The sequence below is a fragment of the Nonomuraea marmarensis genome (assembly GCF_043197025.1).
In the GTDB taxonomy this organism is placed as follows: domain Bacteria; phylum Actinomycetota; class Actinomycetes; order Streptosporangiales; family Streptosporangiaceae; genus Nonomuraea; species Nonomuraea marmarensis.
Map to the genome: position 1 here is coordinate 178,441 of NZ_JBICRM010000019.1, position 15,321 is coordinate 193,761.

A 15,321-nucleotide genomic window follows, 5' to 3' on the forward strand; every position below is an offset into this window, starting at 1 on the left:
ATGATCCCTTGTGACTATTTCCGGATCAGGTAGGCGTTCACCGACCGTGACCACCTGCGGTTACGGTCGGGCCGTCGGCTAACTTTTGGTGTATCTGTCGGCGAGAAGTCACACGAGAGCGATAAAGTCGAAGCATCGCCATCGGGCTCACGGCCGACCGCTGTGCTCCCGGCTGCAGCGGCACTCGCGACCGATGAACGCAAAGCCCGTGCTGACGATCTCGCGCACCAAACCCATCGGGTGTGTCTTTTGATTCGCCGAGCGGCCGCTCAACCGGGTGGCCACGGCGGGCGGACGACTTATTACAGCGCATGAGCCGCGATGGTCAGGACATATGGGGCGCGCGGCCTGGGACGGGATGGTGACATATGCGGGGACGTGAGCTTCGGGGGGAACTCGACGCGTTCCTGGCGGGGACGGAGCAGGATCTCGTGGCGTTCCGCCGCGACCTCCACATGCACCCTGAGCTGGCCTTCGCCGAATATCGCACGACAGAGCGGATCGCCGAGCGGCTCACCGCCGCCGGCCTGACCCCTTCGGTGCTCCCCCGGGGCACCGGCCTCATCTGCGACGTGGGCAGCGGCGACGGCCCGACCGTGGCGTTGCGCGCCGACATCGACGCGCTGCCCCTGCAGGACGAGAAGGACGTGCCCTACCGCTCGACCGTGGCCGGAGCCTGCCACGCGTGCGGGCACGACATCCACACCACGGTGCTGCTCGGCACCTCGCTCTTCCTCGCCCAGCAGGCCGCCGCGGGCCTGCTGCCCGGCCGCGTACGCCTCATCTTCCAGCCCGCGGAGGAGCTGCCCGGCGGCGCGCTCGAGGTCATGGCGCAGGGCGGCATCAGCGGCGTCGACCGCATCTTCGGCCTCCACTGCGACCCCCGCGTGGACGTCGGCCAGGTCGGGCTCAAGCCGGGCCCGATCACCTCGGCCTGCGACAAGCTCTCCATCAGGGTCTCGGGCCCCGGCGGCCACACCGCCCGCCCCCACCTGACCGCCGACCTGGTCTTCGCCCTCGCCAAGATCCTCACCGAGCTGCCCGCGGCCCTGTCGCGGCGGGTCGACCCGCGCTCCTCGCTCAGCCTCGTCTGGGGCCGGGTCGAGGCCGGCTCGGCGGCCAACGCGATCCCCGACGACGGCATCGCCGAGGGCACGGTCCGCTGCCTCGACGAGAACGCCTGGCACGCCGCCCCCGACCTGATCAAGTCCCTGCTGGAGTCGGTGGCCAGCGCCTACGGCATCGAGGCCACGATGAACTACACGCGCGGCGTGCCGCCGGTGGTCAACGACGAGGTCAGCGTCGAGATGCTGGCCGAGGCCGCCGAGCGTGCGCTGGGCGCGGGTGCGGTGATCCCGACGCAGCAGTCGCTCGGCGGCGAGGACTTCGCCTGGTACCTCGAGTCGATCCCGGGCGCGTTCGCCCGCCTGGGCACGCGCTCGCCCGGCGGCGTCACCTACGACATCCACCAGGGCACGTTCGACGTGGACGAGCAGGCGATCTCGACGGGCGTGCGGGTCATGGCCACCACCGCGCTGACCGCCCTGTGGGAGGTCGGCCCGCTCGACTCGATCACCACGGCCATGGCGTAGGCGGCCCGCCGCGCTGCGCGGCGGGCCACCACCTGTTACAGCAACTTGCCGAAGGTCACGGGCAGTCGCAGGGACGAGTGCCCCGGCGAGACCGTGATCTTGGTGCCCGGCGGGTAGCGCAGGGTGTAGTCGTAGTCGGTCGAGATGATCACCAGGCCCAGCCGGTGGCCCTTCTTGAACACATAGTCCGTCGGCTGGAAGTCCCAGGCGAAGTCGTACTCCTTGCCCGCGCGCAGCGGCTCGGTCTTGTCCGGTCGGTGCCGGTTGCGGACGTCCAGCCAGCCCCTGGTGACGATCTTGTAGGGGGTGGTGGCGGTGCCGAGCGTCCTGAGCGTGGTGCAGCCCGTGTCACCCGGGATGCCCTCGCCGTAGCAGTAGGTCTGGCCGGTCGAGAGCAGGGTGCCGTTCGGGCGGACGTCGGTGCCGTAGTCCACCAGCAGCGCCGTCAGGTACGGCGACGCGCCGCCCTTCAGCGAGGCCCGCACCGAGACCGTCGGCGTGCCGGAGATCCGCACGTCGGCGGGAAGCACCCCGGTCTCGTACGCCAGCCGGTTCGGATCGGCGTCCGTGGCCTCCACCAGTTGCTCGGCGGTCCTGACCTTCTGGTCCACGAAGGATTCCGTGGGCGACAGCGGGCGGGGCAGCAGGTTGAGCTTCGAGTCCGAGCCCGGGTAGAGCGGCACGGTGGCGGTCCCGGGCAACGGCCACGAGGCGTGCTGGGCCCACTGGCCGGCCGCGAACTCCACGTCCGCCTGCGGCTCGCGCATGATGCCCGAGTCGATGCCGTACAACCAGTAGTCGAACCAGCCGTGCAGCTGGCGCAGCCACTCGGCCGTGCGGAAGTTGAAGGGGTTCATGTGGGTGCCCTGGTGCAGCCAGATCTTGCGCGGCACGTGCTGCTTGGCCAGGGCGTACCACCACTGCGCGAACTGCTTGGTCTTGACGTTCCAGTCGTTGAGGCCGTGCACCAGGAAGACGCTGGCCTTGACCTTGCCGACGTCGTTCAGGTAGTTGCGGGCGTCCCAGAGCGGGCTGTAGTCGCCGGTGATCCGGTCCTGGGTGGCCGTCAGCCGGTCCATCAGGGCGCCGCAGACCTCCTGGCCGTTCTCCCTGGTCAGCACGTATTTGGCGAGCACGTCCAGGTCCTCGCCCTGGAAGCCGCCCGGGGCCAGGACGGCGCCGTTGGCGCGGTAGTAGTCGTACCAGCTGGAGATCGAGGCGATCGGCACGATCGTCTCCAGGCCCTTGACGCCCGTCGCGGCCACCGCGTTCGGCAGCGTGCCGTTGTAGGAGACGCCGATCATGCCGACCTTGCCGGTCGACCAGGTGGCGTCGACCGGGTTGCCGTCGGCGTCGAAGCCCTTGGCGCGGCCGTTCAGCCAGTCGATGGCGGCCTTCGGGCCGGCCGTCTCGTTGCGGTCGCCGGAGGTCGGGCAGCCGGTGGCGCGGCCGCTGCCGAGGTTCTCCACCAGCGCGACGGCGTAGCCGCGGGGCAGGAAGTAGTTGTCGTAGTAGCCGTCGAACGGCTCGGCGGCCAGCTTGTTCGCCAGCGCCCGCAAGGTGGGCAGCGGGTTGCCGTTCTCGTCCACGTCCACGGGGTGGTTGGCGACGTCGTTGCCGCCGGCGAAGTACGGGCTCGCCTCCATGATCACCGGGACCTTGAGTCCCGCGTCGGTCTCTTTGGGCCGCAGGATGTCCACGGCGACCCGGTCGGGCTTGCCGTCGTTGTCGCTGTCGGTTCCCTCGACCTCGACGAACACCGTCTGCTTGATCGCGTCGGCTCGGGAGAAGACGGGTTGGGTGGCGTTGTTCTCGATCTTGATGGCCGGGGTGCCGGCCGTGGCTGGAGCGGTGCCGCTCAAGGTCGCGACGAGTAACGCGGCCAGCGGCACGGCCAGTGCCTTCCAAGGGTGCATACGGGACTCCGATCCCAAATTTCACTGTTCTTGGGAATCTCTGCCAAGATCGGCTCGCGGGCAAGGGGTCACCGTGCCCCAAAGTTGGGCAAATCTTTCCGTGGATGCCACGAGTGCCTGAAGCCCGGTTCAGGTCACAGACGCGACTGATGTCGATAACGGAGCGGTTGCGACCCTGTGCGACGGTTTGGTTCGCCCTGGTCAAGCAACTATCTTCCGTGCAGGTGCCGTACGTTTCTTCGCGCCTGCGATGAAGTTTCGACGGCGGGGAAATGGAAGGAGTCGCCTTGCTCGGCAAGCGATTCAGCAGGATGGCGCTCGGCACGGTAGTCGGCGTCATGCTCATGGCAGCGGCCGCCTGCGGCGGCGACAGCGGTGGGGGCACCACGGCCAGCGAGGCGCCGACCGGCGCAGCGAGCAGCGAGGCGCCGAAGAGCGCGCTCAAGGTGGGACTGGCGTTCGACGTCGGCGGGCGCGGCGACAAGTCCTTCAACGACTCGGCCTACGCGGGCCTGGAGAAGGCCAAGACGGATCTCGGCGCGGACATCAAGGAGCTGAGCCCCGCCGCCGACGGCTCCAACCGCGGCGACCTGCTGCGCCAGCTCGCCGACGCCGGCTACAACCCGATCATCGGGGTCGGCTTCGCCTACGGTGAGGACATCAAGAAGGCGGCCGAGGAATACCCCGAGATCCAGTTCGCGGTCGTCGACTCCGCCTCCAACGCGCCCAACGTGACGGGCCTGCTGTTCGCCGAGGAGCAGGGCTCCTACCTGGCGGGCGTCGCCGCCGCGACCAAGTCGGAGTCCGGCCACGTCGGCTTCGTCGGCGGCGTTGAGAACGACCTGATCAAGAAGTTCGAGGCCGGCTACGTCGCCGGCGTGAAGTCGGTCAAGCCGGACGCCAAGATCGACATCAAGTACCTCACCCCCGACGGCGACTTCTCCGGGTTCAAGGCCCCCGACAAGGGCAAGGTCGCGGCCGAGAAGATGTACCAGGACGGCGCGGATGTCGTCTACCACGCCTCCGGCGACTCGGGTCTGGGCGTCTTCCAGGCGGCCGCCGCCGCCAAGAAGAAGGCCATCGGCGTCGACTCCGACCAGCGCCAGACGGTCAAGGAGACCGACCTGCAGCCGGTCATCATGACCTCGATGCTCAAGCGCGTCGACGTCGGCGTGTTCGAGTTCATCAAGGCCTTCCAGGGCGGTGCCAAGGGCGGCAGCAACGTCACCTATGACCTCAAGGTCGACGGCGTCGGACTGTCCACCACCGGTGGCGAGATCGACGACATCCAGGACAAGCTCGACGCTGCCAAGAAGGACATCGTCGACGGCAAAATCACGGTTCCGGCCAAGCCGTAGCCTGGGTTGGAAAAGCGACAGAGGGCCCGGAGTCCAGAAGCTTCGGGCCTTTCGTCTATCCCACCCCCCGTAGGAGAGGCGAAATGAGTGCTGACACCCTGGCCACGGTGAAACCCGCCGTAGAGCTGGAGGGCATCACCAAGCGTTTCCCCGGCGTCGTCGCGAATCATGACATCCGCATCACCGTCCAACCGGGCACGGTGCACGCGATCGTTGGCGAGAACGGCGCGGGCAAGTCCACGTTGATGAAGATCCTCTACGGCATGCAGAAGCCGGACGACGGCACGATCAGGGTCAACGGCACGGAGGTCAGCTTCCGCACGCCGAGCGATGCCATCGACGTCGGCATCGGCATGGTGCACCAGCACTTCATGCTGGCCGACAACCTCACCGTGCTGGAGAACGTCGTCCTCGGCGCCGAGCCGAAGAAGGGCGGCAGGCTCGACACCGCCGCCGCCAGGCAGCGCATCACCCAGCTGGCCAGCGCCCACGGCCTGCGGGTGGACCCCGGCAAGCTCGTGGAGGACCTCGGCGTCGGCGACCGCCAGCGGGTGGAGATCCTCAAGGTCCTCTACCGCGGCGCCCGCATCCTCATCCTCGACGAGCCCACCGCGGTGCTCGTGCCCCAGGAGGTCGAGGAGCTCTTCCAGAACCTGCGCGAGCTCAAGGCCGAGGGCCTGACCGTCATCTTCATCTCCCACAAGCTCGACGAGGTGCTCGACATCGCCGACGCGATCACCGTGATCCGGCGCGGCACCACGGTCGCGAGTGTGGACCCCGCCGACGTCACCGCGCGGCAGCTCGCCGAGCTCATGGTCGGCAGCGAGTTGCCCACGCCCGAGACCCGCGAGTCCACGGTGACCGACCGCGTGGCGCTGAAGGTCACGGGCGTCACTATGGAGGCAGACGGCCACCGTCCGGCCGCCGACCTCGACAAGCTGCGCGAAGAAGGCAAAAGGCTGCTCCTCGACGACGTGTCGTTCGAGATCCACGAGGGCGAGATCCTCGGCATCGCCGGGGTCGAGGGCAACGGCCAGTCCGAGCTGATCGAGGCGATCATGGGCATCCGCCCTGTGCACGGCCGCGTCGAGCTGGGCGGCCAGGACATCAGCGGCTGGTCCACGCTGCGGCGCAGGGAGTCGGGCATCGGCTACATCCCCGAAGACCGCCACCGCCAGGGCCTGCTGCTGGAGGCGTCGCTGTGGGAGAACCGCGTGCTCGGCCACCAGACCAGGAAGCCCGCGCGCAGCGGCATCTGGGTCAACAGGCGGGCCTCCAAGGCCGACACCGAGCGCATCGTCAAGGACTACGACGTACGTACGCCCGGTGTGGACACCCTGGCCCTGGCCCTGTCCGGCGGCAACCAGCAGAAGCTGATCGTGGGCCGGGAGATGAGCGGTGAGCCCAAGTTCCTCATCGCCGCCCACCCCACCCGGGGCGTGGACGTGGGCGCGCAGGCCGCCATCTGGGACCACCTGCGCGACGCCAGGGCCGCCGGGCTGGCGGTGCTGCTCATCTCCGCCGACCTCGACGAGCTGATCGGCCTGTCCGACACGCTGCGGGTGATCTACCGGGGGCGGCTCGTGGCCGCGCTCGACCCTTCCGAGATCACGCCCGAGCGGCTGGGCGGCTACATGACTGGCGCCATCGCCGGCACTGAGGAGTCGTGATGCCCGCCGGGCTCAACCGGACGCTGCTCACCGTCGCCGGCGTCGTCGTCGCCATCGTCCTGGCGATCGCGATCTGCAGCGTGGCGATCATCGTCGCGGGCAGCCGCCCGCTGGACGCGCTCGCCGCCTTCTTCAACTTCGGAGCGACCGAGCGGGCGGCGGTCAACGGCATCGCGGCGTTCCTCAACCGGGCGGTGCCGCTGTTCATCGCCGGTCTGGCGGTGGCCGTCGGCTTCCGCATGAACCTCTTCAACATCGGCGTGGAGGGCCAGTACCGGCTCGCCGCGATCTGCGCCGCTTATGTGGGCTCGACGTTCACGGCGCCCGCGCCGATCCAGATCGCGGTGATCATCATCGTCGCGGCGGCCGTCGGCGGGCTCTACGCGCTGATCCCCGCGGTCATGAAGGTGACCAGAGGCGTGAACGAGGTCATCGCCACGATCATGCTGAACTACATCGCGATCAACCTGACCGCCTTCCTCGTCCGCGGACCCTTCGCGGGACAGCGCGCCGAGGGTCAGCTCACCACGTCCACGCCCGAGCTGGCGGACTCGGCCATGTTCCCCAACCTCAACTTCATCTTCGACTGGTTCGGGCAGGTCCAGCCGACCCGCGCCGGCGGCGTGTGGGGCTTCCTGCTCCTGGCGGTCGTGCTCGGCCTGGTGGTCTGGGTGGTGCTGGAGCGCACCCGCTTCGGCTTCAACATCAAGGCCAGCGGCCTCAACGGCCCGGCCGCGCTGGCCTCGGGCGTGGACCCGAAGAAGATGATCATCGCGGCGATGGTGTTGTCCGGCGCGATCGCCGGGCTCATCGGCCTGCCCGAGATCCTCGGCGACAGGGGCGCGTTCAACTCCAACTTCACCGCGGGCCTGGGCTTCCTGGGCATCGCCGTGGCGCTGCTCGGCAGGAACAAGCCCGTCGGCATCGCGTTCGCCGCGCTGCTGTTCGCCTTCCTCGACCGGGCGCAGGGCGCGCTGCAGGATGTGAGCGTGCCGGCGTCCGTCGTCACGATCATCCAGGGCGTGATCGTGCTGCTCGTCGTCGTGGCCAACGAGGTGACGAAGCGGCTGGCGCTCAGACTCGAAGAACGGCGGGCCGCCCAGCAGCTCGGCAGGAACACTCCGGTTGAGGTGGCAGCATGACCAGGCTCGGCAAGTACCACGTGGTGCTCATCGGCGTCGCCGCGCTCATCCTGCTGATGTCGCTGGTACGCGTCGTCTCGGGGCAGAACGACATCACCTCCTCCGGCACGTTCGCCGCCGCGTTGCTGCTGGCGGTGCCGATCGGCCTGGCCGGGCTGGGCGGGTTGTGGGCGGAGCGGGCCGGCGTGGTCAACATCGGCCTCGAAGGCATGATGGTGCTCGGCACCTGGTTCGCCGGCTGGGCCGGATACCAGTGGGGGCCCGTGGCCGCCCTGCTCGCCGGGCTGCTCGGCGGTGCGCTCGGCGGCCTCATCCACGCGATCGCCACCGTGTCGTTCGGCGTGGACCACATCATCAGCGGCGTCGCGATCAACCTGCTCGGGCCAGGCATCACCCGCTTCCTGTCCGAGGTGCTCTACAAGGAGGGCACGCCGGCGGCCGACGCGGGCGCCGGCATCACCACCTCGCCCGCGATCACCTCGTCCGCGCCGCAGGTCAGCCTGCCGTTGTTGTCCGACGGGCCCGACGTCTTCGGCTGGCTGGAGAACACCCACTGGTTCCTCCTGTCCGACCTCGCGGGCATTCTGCGCGGGCTCACGCACAATGTGAACGTGCTCGTCATCCTGGCCGTCCTGATGTTGCCCCTGACGTTCTTCGTGCTCTGGCGCACGGCCTTCGGCCTGCGGCTGCGCTCGGCGGGCGAGAACCCGTGGGCAGCCGAGTCGCTGGGCGTGAACGTCTACCTGATCAAGTACGTCGCCGTCGTCATCTCCGGCGCGTTCGCCGGGCTCGGCGGCGTGTTCCTGGTCTTCGTCTCCACCAAGTACGTCGAGGGCCAGACGGGCGGGCGCGGCTTCATCGGCCTGGCCGCCATGATCTTCGGCAACTGGCGTCCCGGCGGGCTCGCGGCCGGCGCGTCACTGTTCGGCTATGCCGACGGCCTGCAACTGCGCAGCTCCGGGGCGGTCACGTCGTTCTTCCTGTTCGGCGCGGTGCTGTTGCTCGGCTACCTCGTGATCAGGGTCCGCCGGATGTTGTCATCCGACCAGCCTGCCGAGATGGTGACCAGGGGTGCCAGGGAATACACCCTGATGGCGCTGGCCGCCGCGGGCATGGTCGTGCTCTTCTGGTTGTGGCTGACGGTGGACCAGCTGCCGAACGAGTTCGTCTTCATCACACCACACGTGCTCACGCTGCTCGTGCTGCTGGTGGCTTCGCAGCGGCTGCGGATGCCCAAGGCCGACGGCGTGCGCTATCGCCGGGGGGAACAACATTGAGCATCGACTGGGACGGCCTGCGGGCCGAGGCGACGAACGCCATGCGCAACGCGTACGCGCCTTATTCCAAATTCCCCGTGGGGGCGGCGGCGCTGGTCGATGACGGCCGGGTCGTCATCGGCTGCAACGTCGAGAACGCCTCCTACGGGCTCGGCCTGTGCGCCGAATGCGGCCTGGTATCGGCGCTGCAGCTGTCGGGCGGCGGCCGGCTGGTGGCCTTCACCTGCGTGGACGGCCACGGCGAGCTGCTGATGCCGTGCGGCCGCTGCCGCCAGCTCCTGTACGAGTTCGGCGGCGAGGACCTGCTGGTCGAGACCGTGGACGGGCCGAAGCCGATGGCCGAGATCCTGCCGTACGCGTTCGGCCCCGGCGACCTCAGCCGGAGCGCCTAGTGGATGCCATCGAGGTCATCCGCGCCAAGCGCGACGGCGGCGAGCTGACCACGGCGCAGATCGACTGGGTGATCGACGCCTACACCCGCGGCGACGTGGCCGACGAGCAGATGTCCGCGCTGGCCATGGCCATCCTGCTGAACGGCATGAACCGGCGCGAGATCGCGGACTGGACGCAGGCCATGATCCGCTCGGGCGAGCGGATGGACTGGTCCGCGCTCGACCGGCCGACGGCCGACAAACACTCGACGGGCGGGGTCGGCGACAAGATCACCCTTCCGCTGGCTCCCCTGGTGGCGGCGTGCGGGGCGTACGTGCCGCAACTCTCCGGCCGCGGCCTCGGCCACACCGGCGGCACGCTCGACAAGCTCGAGTCGATCCCCGGCTGGCGGGCCTCGCTCTCCACCGACGAGATGCTGAACGTCCTGCGCTCGGCGGGCGCCGTCGTCTGCGCCGCGGGCACCGGCCTCGCCCCCGCCGACAAGAAGTTGTACGCCCTGCGCGACGTCACCGGCACCGTCGAGTCGATCCCGCTGATCGCGTCGTCGATCATGTCCAAGAAGATCGCCGAGGGCACCGGCTCGCTGGTCCTCGACGTGAAGGTGGGCTCGGGGGCGTTCATGAAGACCACTGAGACGGCTCGGGAACTGGCCGAGACCATGGTCGCGCTCGGGACGGACGCGGGCGTGCGCACGGTCGCGCTGATGACGGCGATGGACCGGCCGCTCGGGCGGGCCGTCGGCCACGCGCTGGAGGTCGAGGAGTCCGTCGAGGTGCTCGCCGGCGGCGGCCCCGCCGATGTCGTGGAGCTGACGGTACGGCTCGCGCGGGAGATGCTGGAGGCCGCCGGGATCTCCGGCAAGGACCCGGCGAAGGCGCTGGCGGACGGCTCGGCCATGGACGTGTGGCGCCGCATGGTCTCCGCTCAGGGCGGCGATCCCGATGCCCTGCTGCCCAGGGCGGCCGAGACCATGACCGTCGAGGTGCCGTCGTCGGGCGTGCTGACCAGGCTGGACGCGTACGCGGTGGGGCTGGCCGCGTGGCGGCTGGGGGCCGGGCGGGCCCGCAAGGAGGACCCGGTGTCGTTCGGGGCCGGCGTCACGTTGCACGCCAAGCCGGGGGATCTGGTGCGTGCAGGGCAGCCGCTGATGACGTTGCACGCGGATGAGACGGCCCGGTTCGAGCGCGCTCTGGAGGCCCTGGAGGGCGGCTACGCGGTCGGGGTGGCGAGCGAGGAGCAACTGCCGCTGGTCATCGACCGCATCACGGCGCCGTAGCGACGCCTGCCTCCGCCCCGGTTGGCCGGGGGCGTTTCAGCGGGCCAGGGCCGGGGCGTCGGCGAAGATCTCCGCCAGGACGGCTCGGTGCGTCGGGAGCGCCTCGGCGTGCCGGGCGCGGCCCTCGTCCGTGATGCACACGAACACGCCCCGCCGGTCGACGTCACAGGCCCCGCGCGACACCAGCGCGGACTTCTCCAGGCGGGCCACCACCCTGGACAGCGCGCTCTGGCTCAGGTGCACCTCGTCGCAGAGCTCCTGGATGCGCAGCTTCCTGTCGTGATGGACGATCCGGTCCAGCACCTCGAACTCGCTGGGCCCCAGGCCGTGCCGATCGCCCAGCTCGCGCTCCAGCGCGCACATGGCCTTGGCGTGCTTGCCCAGGACGTAATGCCAGGTGTCGACCACGAACTCCTCGTCCATGTCGCGGAGGTTACCATCCCGCTAAGATTCATGCAACAGCATTAAATGCGTTTGCATTAAATGCGCCTGCATGTATTGTTCTGACTCATGTCCTCTATGTCATCCCGTTGGGGCGCGCTCACCGTGCTCTGTGCAGTGATATTCCTTGACGCCCTGGACGTCTCGATGGTCGGTGTCGCACTGCCCGCCATCCAGCACGACCTGGGCCTTAGCACTTCTTCCCTGCAGTGGGTGGTCAGCGGCTACGTGCTCGGCTACGGCGGTCTTCTGTTGCTCGGGGGCAGGACCGCCGACCTGCTCGGGCGGCGCAGGGTGTTCCTGGTCGCGCTGGGTGTCTTCGCCGTGGCGTCGTTGCTCGGTGGCGTTGTGGACGACGGCGGGCTGCTGATCGCGGCCCGGTTCGTCAAGGGCGTGGCCGCCGCGTTCACCGCGCCCGCCGCCTTGTCGATCATCACGACGACCTTTCCCGAGGGGCCTGAGCGCAACAGGGCGTTGAGCATCTTCACCGCCTGTGGCGCCAGTGGCTACTCGCTCGGCCTCGTGTTGTCCGGGCTGCTCACCGAGATCGGCTGGCGGTGGACGCTCCTGATGCCGGTGCCCGTCGCGATCATCGCGCTGGTCGCCGCGCTGAAGGTGCTGCCGCGCCGCCAGGAGGACCGGGCCGAGGGCGGTCACGACCTGGTCGGCGCCGTGCTGATCACCGCCTCCATGCTGTGGCTGGTGTTCACCGTGGTGCAGGCGCCCGAGGCCGGCTGGGCCTCGCTGCAGACGATCGGCTCGCTGGTGGGCGTGGCCGTGCTGCTCGTCCTGTTCGTCTTCGCCGAGCTGCGCGTGCGGCACCCGCTGGTCCGGCTCGGCATCCTGCGCTCGGGCTCCCTCGTGCGCGCCAACCTGGGGCTGCTGATCCTGTTCGGCTCGTACGTGGCCTTCCAGTTCGTGGCCATGCAGTACTTCCAGAACCTCCTGGGCTGGTCGGCCCTCGGCACCGCCATGGCGTTCCTGCCCGCTGGCCTGCTCGTCGCGGTCACCTCGACCAAGATGGGCGACTTCGCCGACAGATTCGGCACCGGCAAGCTGATCGTCATCGGCGCCGCCGCGCTGGCCGGCGGATACGCGATGTTCCTCGGCATCGACCGCACGCCCAGCCTGGGCGGCATGGTGATCCCCGGCATGATCCTGCTGGGCATCGCGTTCGCGTTGTCGTTCCCCTCGCTGAACATCCAGGCCACCAACGGCGTGCACGACGACGAGCAGGGGCTGGCCTCCGGGCTGCTCAACACTTCCGGGCAGGTGGGCGGCGCGATCGTGCTGGCCGCGGTGACCGCCGTGCTCACCTCGGGCGGCGGCGAGACGCTCTCCATCGGCTCGCTGCGCGCGGCGATCGTCGTGTCGCTGGTGCTGGCCCTGGTCGGGCTGGTGATCTCCGCGACCGGGCTGCGCTCCCGCAAGACGGCGGCCGTCGAGCAGGAGAAGACCGCGGTCTACGAGACCGTCTGACCCATTCGCGAGGGCCCCGCCGACTCGGCGGGGCCCTCCTTCATTTCTTCAGTACGCCCACCGGGGAGTCGTAGTCGAGCCACTCCGCCACCTCGTCCGCGAACTCCGTGGCGGTGCCCGAGCGCACGTTGACCTTGATGAAGAGGACGTAGTCGTCGTCCCACTGGCGTACCAGGACCTCGTCCGCGCTGATCCAGCGCTCGACCGTGATCACCTCGTAGTCCTCGAGCGTCGTGCGGTGGCCCGTGACGCGGCCGGTGCGGGTGTCCATGGTGATGACCTTCAGGTCCTGCGTCACCATGGCCAGGGTGTGGCCGTCGGGCGCGAGCGCGCCGCCGTAGTCGAGGAGGCCGTGGTCGACGCGGTAGCCGCCGACGAGGCTCTTCGTGTTGTGCATCCTGAGGGTGGTGACTGAGGCGTGGCCTCGGACGTCGTCGACGTCCCTCTGCTCGCTGACCACCCGTGTGCCGTCGTTGTGCACGGCGAGGATCTGGATCTTGTCGCCGTAGTCGTGATGCGTCACGCCCGTGTCGAAGTCGAGCGTCGCGCCGTCGGCGGCACCGAAGTCGACGGCGAAGTAGCGGCCGTTGGGGGAGGACGTGATGTGCGGGTCCAGCGGCTGGTTCCGCAGGTCGATCGTCTTGACGGTGCCGGTGGGGAGGTCGCGGACGACGTACGAGCCCTCGATGTCCCGGTACGCCAGGCGGTGGCCGTCCTGGCTGATGGCGAGGGGGAGGGCGACGCCGGTGCCGCTTTCGTATCCGGCCCTGGCGCCGTGCAGCCGCCACTCCTTGCCCGACGTGGTCTCCAGCCGCCACTGGCCGCAGGGCTGCGGGTCGCTCGTATCGTTGGTGCTGCCCTCGCAATAGCCCGTGTACGCGTAGCGGATCGGGTCGGTCAGCGTGACGTGCAGCGCCTCCGGGACCTGATCCGGGGCCCGCGTGTAGCCGGTGGAGACAGGCTGGGCGACCGTGTCCTCGATGTTGCGGGCCACGGCGCTCACGGCGATCGCGATCAGGGCCACGAGCGCGCCGATCGTGCCCAGCGACACCGTCGTCCACGTGGCGATCCGGACCCTGCGGCGCCTGCGGATGCGGCTCAGGACGGGCTCGGCGAGGTGGACGTGCGGCATCTCGGCCGAGATACGGATCAGGGCGGCCCGCATGGCCGGATCGCCGGCGGCTCCTCGCACGTCCCACGCCTGAGCAGGGACCGCCCACGGCGCGCTCGCCTGCGCTGGGACCGCCCATGGCGTAACGTCCTGCGGCGGGCCCGTCGGCGGCGTGCTCGACTGGGTCGGGACCGTCCACGGTGCCTGGGTTGTGGTCGTCTCCGGGGGAGCGCTTGGCGTGTCCGAGGGTGCCGCCCACGACGCTACGTTCGCCGGTGGATCGGGCGGGCCGTGCTCGTCTCCGGATGCCTCCTGGGGCGGTTCGGTGGGCTCCTGGGGTGGTTCTGTGGCCGGGGGTGGTTTCGCGAAAGTGGCGAAGAGGTCGGGGTGGGTTGCTTTGAGGTGGGCTCGGGCCTGGTGCGTCTCCTTTTCCAGGATCGCGATCCATAAGCCCGTGATCGCGGCCGCCTGGTGCGGGGGCAGCCCGTCGTGGAACTGCGCGACGATGGCGGCTCGGCCCTTCGGAGGCAGGGCGGCCAGCGCGTACCCTCCGGGCGCCTGCGGCGGCGGCACCGTGACCGACAGGTAGCGCCGGTACAACTCCCGCAGCACGGCCTCGACCGGCTGGTTCCAGCGGACGGTGGACCAGCGGCGGCCGACCGTGGCCAGTGCGCTGACCGCCAGCTCGCGGGCCTTGTCCGCGTCGCCCGTCAGCAGGTACGCGGTCCGGGCGAACGAAGGTCCGTAGTTAGTCAGAAAAACCGATAATTCGGTGGACTTATTCACGTATATGACTCCTTGTGGGCTGATCAGCGTAGAGGGAGCTCCCGGTTTCACGGAAGTGCCAGTCAAACCCCATGCCGATCCGCCGCGACACCGCTTGCAGGCCCGTGGGCTGGGCATCTACCGGGCATGCGCTCGTCATCCCCGCCCGGCGGCCGGTCGTCGCGCTTCCGCCTGGCCGTCCCGCTCGCCTGTATCGCCGCCGTGCTCACCGCCTGCGGCGTCCCTACGCAGACCGTGGTGAAGGAAACCACGTCCGCCACCCCCGACTCGGACACTCCGACGAGCACCAGCGAGGTGGACGTCCAGCGTGACGGCATCGAGCCCGCCGTCGTGACGGCCGTGCGGTACGACGCCCACGACACGTACGACCGCCTGGTCGTCGACCTCGCAGGCGACATGCCCGGATATAACGTGAAATGGGTGGATAACCTCGTGCAGGACGGCTCCGGCCGGCCCATCGACGTTCGTGGCGGCGCGTACCTCCAGCTCACGCTCTTCCCCGCCAACGCCCACGACGAGGACGGCCGGCCCACCTGGGGAGACGGCCCGATCTACCCCGCCAAGCTGGGCAACCTCACCAACGTCGTCAGGACCGGCGACTTCGAGGGCCGGGTCGGCATCGGGTTGGTGCTGGCCAGGCAGGCCGCGTTCCAGATCGAGGAGCAGGGCTCGACGAACCGCCTGATCCTGGATGTAGCGCACTGACCTGCGGGGACACCCCGCATACCCCGAAACAGACCTGCGGGGACACCCACCTGCGGGGACACCCCGCATACCCCGAAACAGACCTGCGGGGACACCCACCTGCGGGGACACCCCGCATACCCCGAAACAGACCTGCGGGGACACCCACCTGCGGGGACACCCCGCATACCCCGAA

The 15,321-nt window shown here is 69.4% G+C and carries 12 protein-coding genes; 9 read left to right on the forward strand and 3 right to left on the reverse strand.

All coding sequences use genetic code 11. From position 1 onward, the window contains the following. The first annotated feature begins 368 nt into the window (after nt 1-368). Complete coding sequence (locus tag ACFLIM_RS28995; protein WP_393170758.1) at nt 369-1,592, forward strand: M20 family metallopeptidase; 1,224 nt, start codon at nt 369-371, stop codon at nt 1,590-1,592. Nucleotides 1,593-1,627: 35 nt separating this feature from the next. Here the strand turns inward: ACFLIM_RS28995 and ACFLIM_RS29000 are convergent, their stop codons facing one another. Beyond that, nucleotides 1,628-3,508, reverse strand: coding sequence for a Xaa-Pro dipeptidyl-peptidase (locus ACFLIM_RS29000; RefSeq protein WP_393170759.1), 1,881 nt, complete (start codon nt 3,506-3,508; stop codon nt 1,628-1,630). 287 nt (nt 3,509-3,795) lie between these two features. Between ACFLIM_RS29000 and ACFLIM_RS29005 the strand changes: the two genes are divergently transcribed. The 6 genes from ACFLIM_RS29005 (at nt 3,796) to ACFLIM_RS29030 (ending at nt 10,624) form a co-directional block, all read left to right on the forward strand. Further along, nucleotides 3,796-4,866: a BMP family lipoprotein gene (locus ACFLIM_RS29005; protein WP_393170761.1), complete on the forward strand. Its 1,071-nt coding sequence runs from the start codon at nt 3,796-3,798 to the stop codon at nt 4,864-4,866. An 83-nt stretch (nt 4,867-4,949) separates the two neighbouring features. Next, nucleotides 4,950-6,536, forward strand: coding sequence for an ABC transporter ATP-binding protein (locus ACFLIM_RS29010; RefSeq protein WP_393170763.1), 1,587 nt, complete (start codon nt 4,950-4,952; stop codon nt 6,534-6,536). After that, nucleotides 6,536-7,678 carry an ABC transporter permease gene (locus ACFLIM_RS29015; protein ID WP_393170765.1) on the forward strand — a complete coding sequence of 381 codons (1,143 nt, stop codon included), beginning with the start codon at nt 6,536-6,538 and terminating at the stop codon, nt 7,676-7,678. The genes ACFLIM_RS29010 and ACFLIM_RS29015 overlap by 1 nt, the downstream gene beginning before the upstream one ends. Further along, nucleotides 7,675-8,955 carry an ABC transporter permease gene (locus ACFLIM_RS29020; protein WP_393170767.1) on the forward strand — a complete coding sequence of 427 codons (1,281 nt, stop codon included), beginning with the start codon at nt 7,675-7,677 and terminating at the stop codon, nt 8,953-8,955. Before ACFLIM_RS29015 ends, ACFLIM_RS29020 begins: the two co-directional genes overlap by 4 nt. Continuing rightward, nucleotides 8,952-9,347: a cytidine deaminase gene (locus ACFLIM_RS29025; RefSeq protein WP_393170769.1), complete on the forward strand. Its 396-nt coding sequence runs from the start codon at nt 8,952-8,954 to the stop codon at nt 9,345-9,347. Before ACFLIM_RS29020 ends, ACFLIM_RS29025 begins: the two co-directional genes overlap by 4 nt. Further along, nucleotides 9,347-10,624, forward strand: a complete 1,278-nt coding sequence (locus ACFLIM_RS29030; protein WP_393170771.1) for a thymidine phosphorylase — start codon at nt 9,347-9,349, stop codon at nt 10,622-10,624. The genes ACFLIM_RS29025 and ACFLIM_RS29030 overlap by 1 nt, the downstream gene beginning before the upstream one ends. A gap of 36 nt (nt 10,625-10,660) precedes the next feature. Here ACFLIM_RS29030 and ACFLIM_RS29035 read toward each other — a convergent pair whose 3' ends face one another. After that, nucleotides 10,661-11,047, reverse strand: a complete 387-nt coding sequence (locus ACFLIM_RS29035) for a MarR family winged helix-turn-helix transcriptional regulator (RefSeq protein WP_393170773.1) — start codon at nt 11,045-11,047, stop codon at nt 10,661-10,663. Between the two features lie 135 nt (nt 11,048-11,182). Between ACFLIM_RS29035 and ACFLIM_RS29040 the strand changes: the two genes are divergently transcribed. After that, nucleotides 11,183-12,544, forward strand: a complete 1,362-nt coding sequence (locus ACFLIM_RS29040) for an MFS transporter (RefSeq protein ID WP_393170775.1) — start codon at nt 11,183-11,185, stop codon at nt 12,542-12,544. Nucleotides 12,545-12,584: 40 nt separating this feature from the next. Here ACFLIM_RS29040 and ACFLIM_RS29045 read toward each other — a convergent pair whose 3' ends face one another. Then, nucleotides 12,585-14,441, reverse strand: a complete 1,857-nt coding sequence (locus tag ACFLIM_RS29045) for a hypothetical protein (RefSeq protein WP_393170777.1) — start codon at nt 14,439-14,441, stop codon at nt 12,585-12,587. A 126-nt stretch (nt 14,442-14,567) separates the two neighbouring features. Between ACFLIM_RS29045 and ACFLIM_RS29050 the strand changes: the two genes are divergently transcribed. Continuing rightward, nucleotides 14,568-15,146: an AMIN-like domain-containing (lipo)protein gene (locus ACFLIM_RS29050; RefSeq protein ID WP_393170779.1), complete on the forward strand. Its 579-nt coding sequence runs from the start codon at nt 14,568-14,570 to the stop codon at nt 15,144-15,146. Nucleotides 15,147-15,321 lie beyond the last annotated feature (175 nt).

Excerpts from the sequence above, each read along its gene's own strand:
- ACFLIM_RS29000 (WP_393170759.1), bottom strand. The coding sequence starts at position 3,508 with ATGCACCCTTGGAAGGCACTGGCCGTGCCGCTGGCCGCGTTACTCGTC.
- ACFLIM_RS29010 (WP_393170763.1), top strand. The coding sequence starts at position 4,950 with ATGAGTGCTGACACCCTGGCCACGGTGAAACCCGCCGTAGAGCTGGAG.
- ACFLIM_RS29015 (WP_393170765.1), top strand. The coding sequence starts at position 6,536 with ATGCCCGCCGGGCTCAACCGGACGCTGCTCACCGTCGCCGGCGTCGTC.
- ACFLIM_RS28995 (WP_393170758.1), top strand. The coding sequence starts at position 369 with ATGCGGGGACGTGAGCTTCGGGGGGAACTCGACGCGTTCCTGGCGGGG.
- ACFLIM_RS29050 (WP_393170779.1), top strand. The coding sequence starts at position 14,568 with ATGCGCTCGTCATCCCCGCCCGGCGGCCGGTCGTCGCGCTTCCGCCTG.
- ACFLIM_RS29035 (WP_393170773.1), bottom strand. The coding sequence starts at position 11,047 with ATGGACGAGGAGTTCGTGGTCGACACCTGGCATTACGTCCTGGGCAAG.
- ACFLIM_RS29020 (WP_393170767.1), top strand. The coding sequence starts at position 7,675 with ATGACCAGGCTCGGCAAGTACCACGTGGTGCTCATCGGCGTCGCCGCG.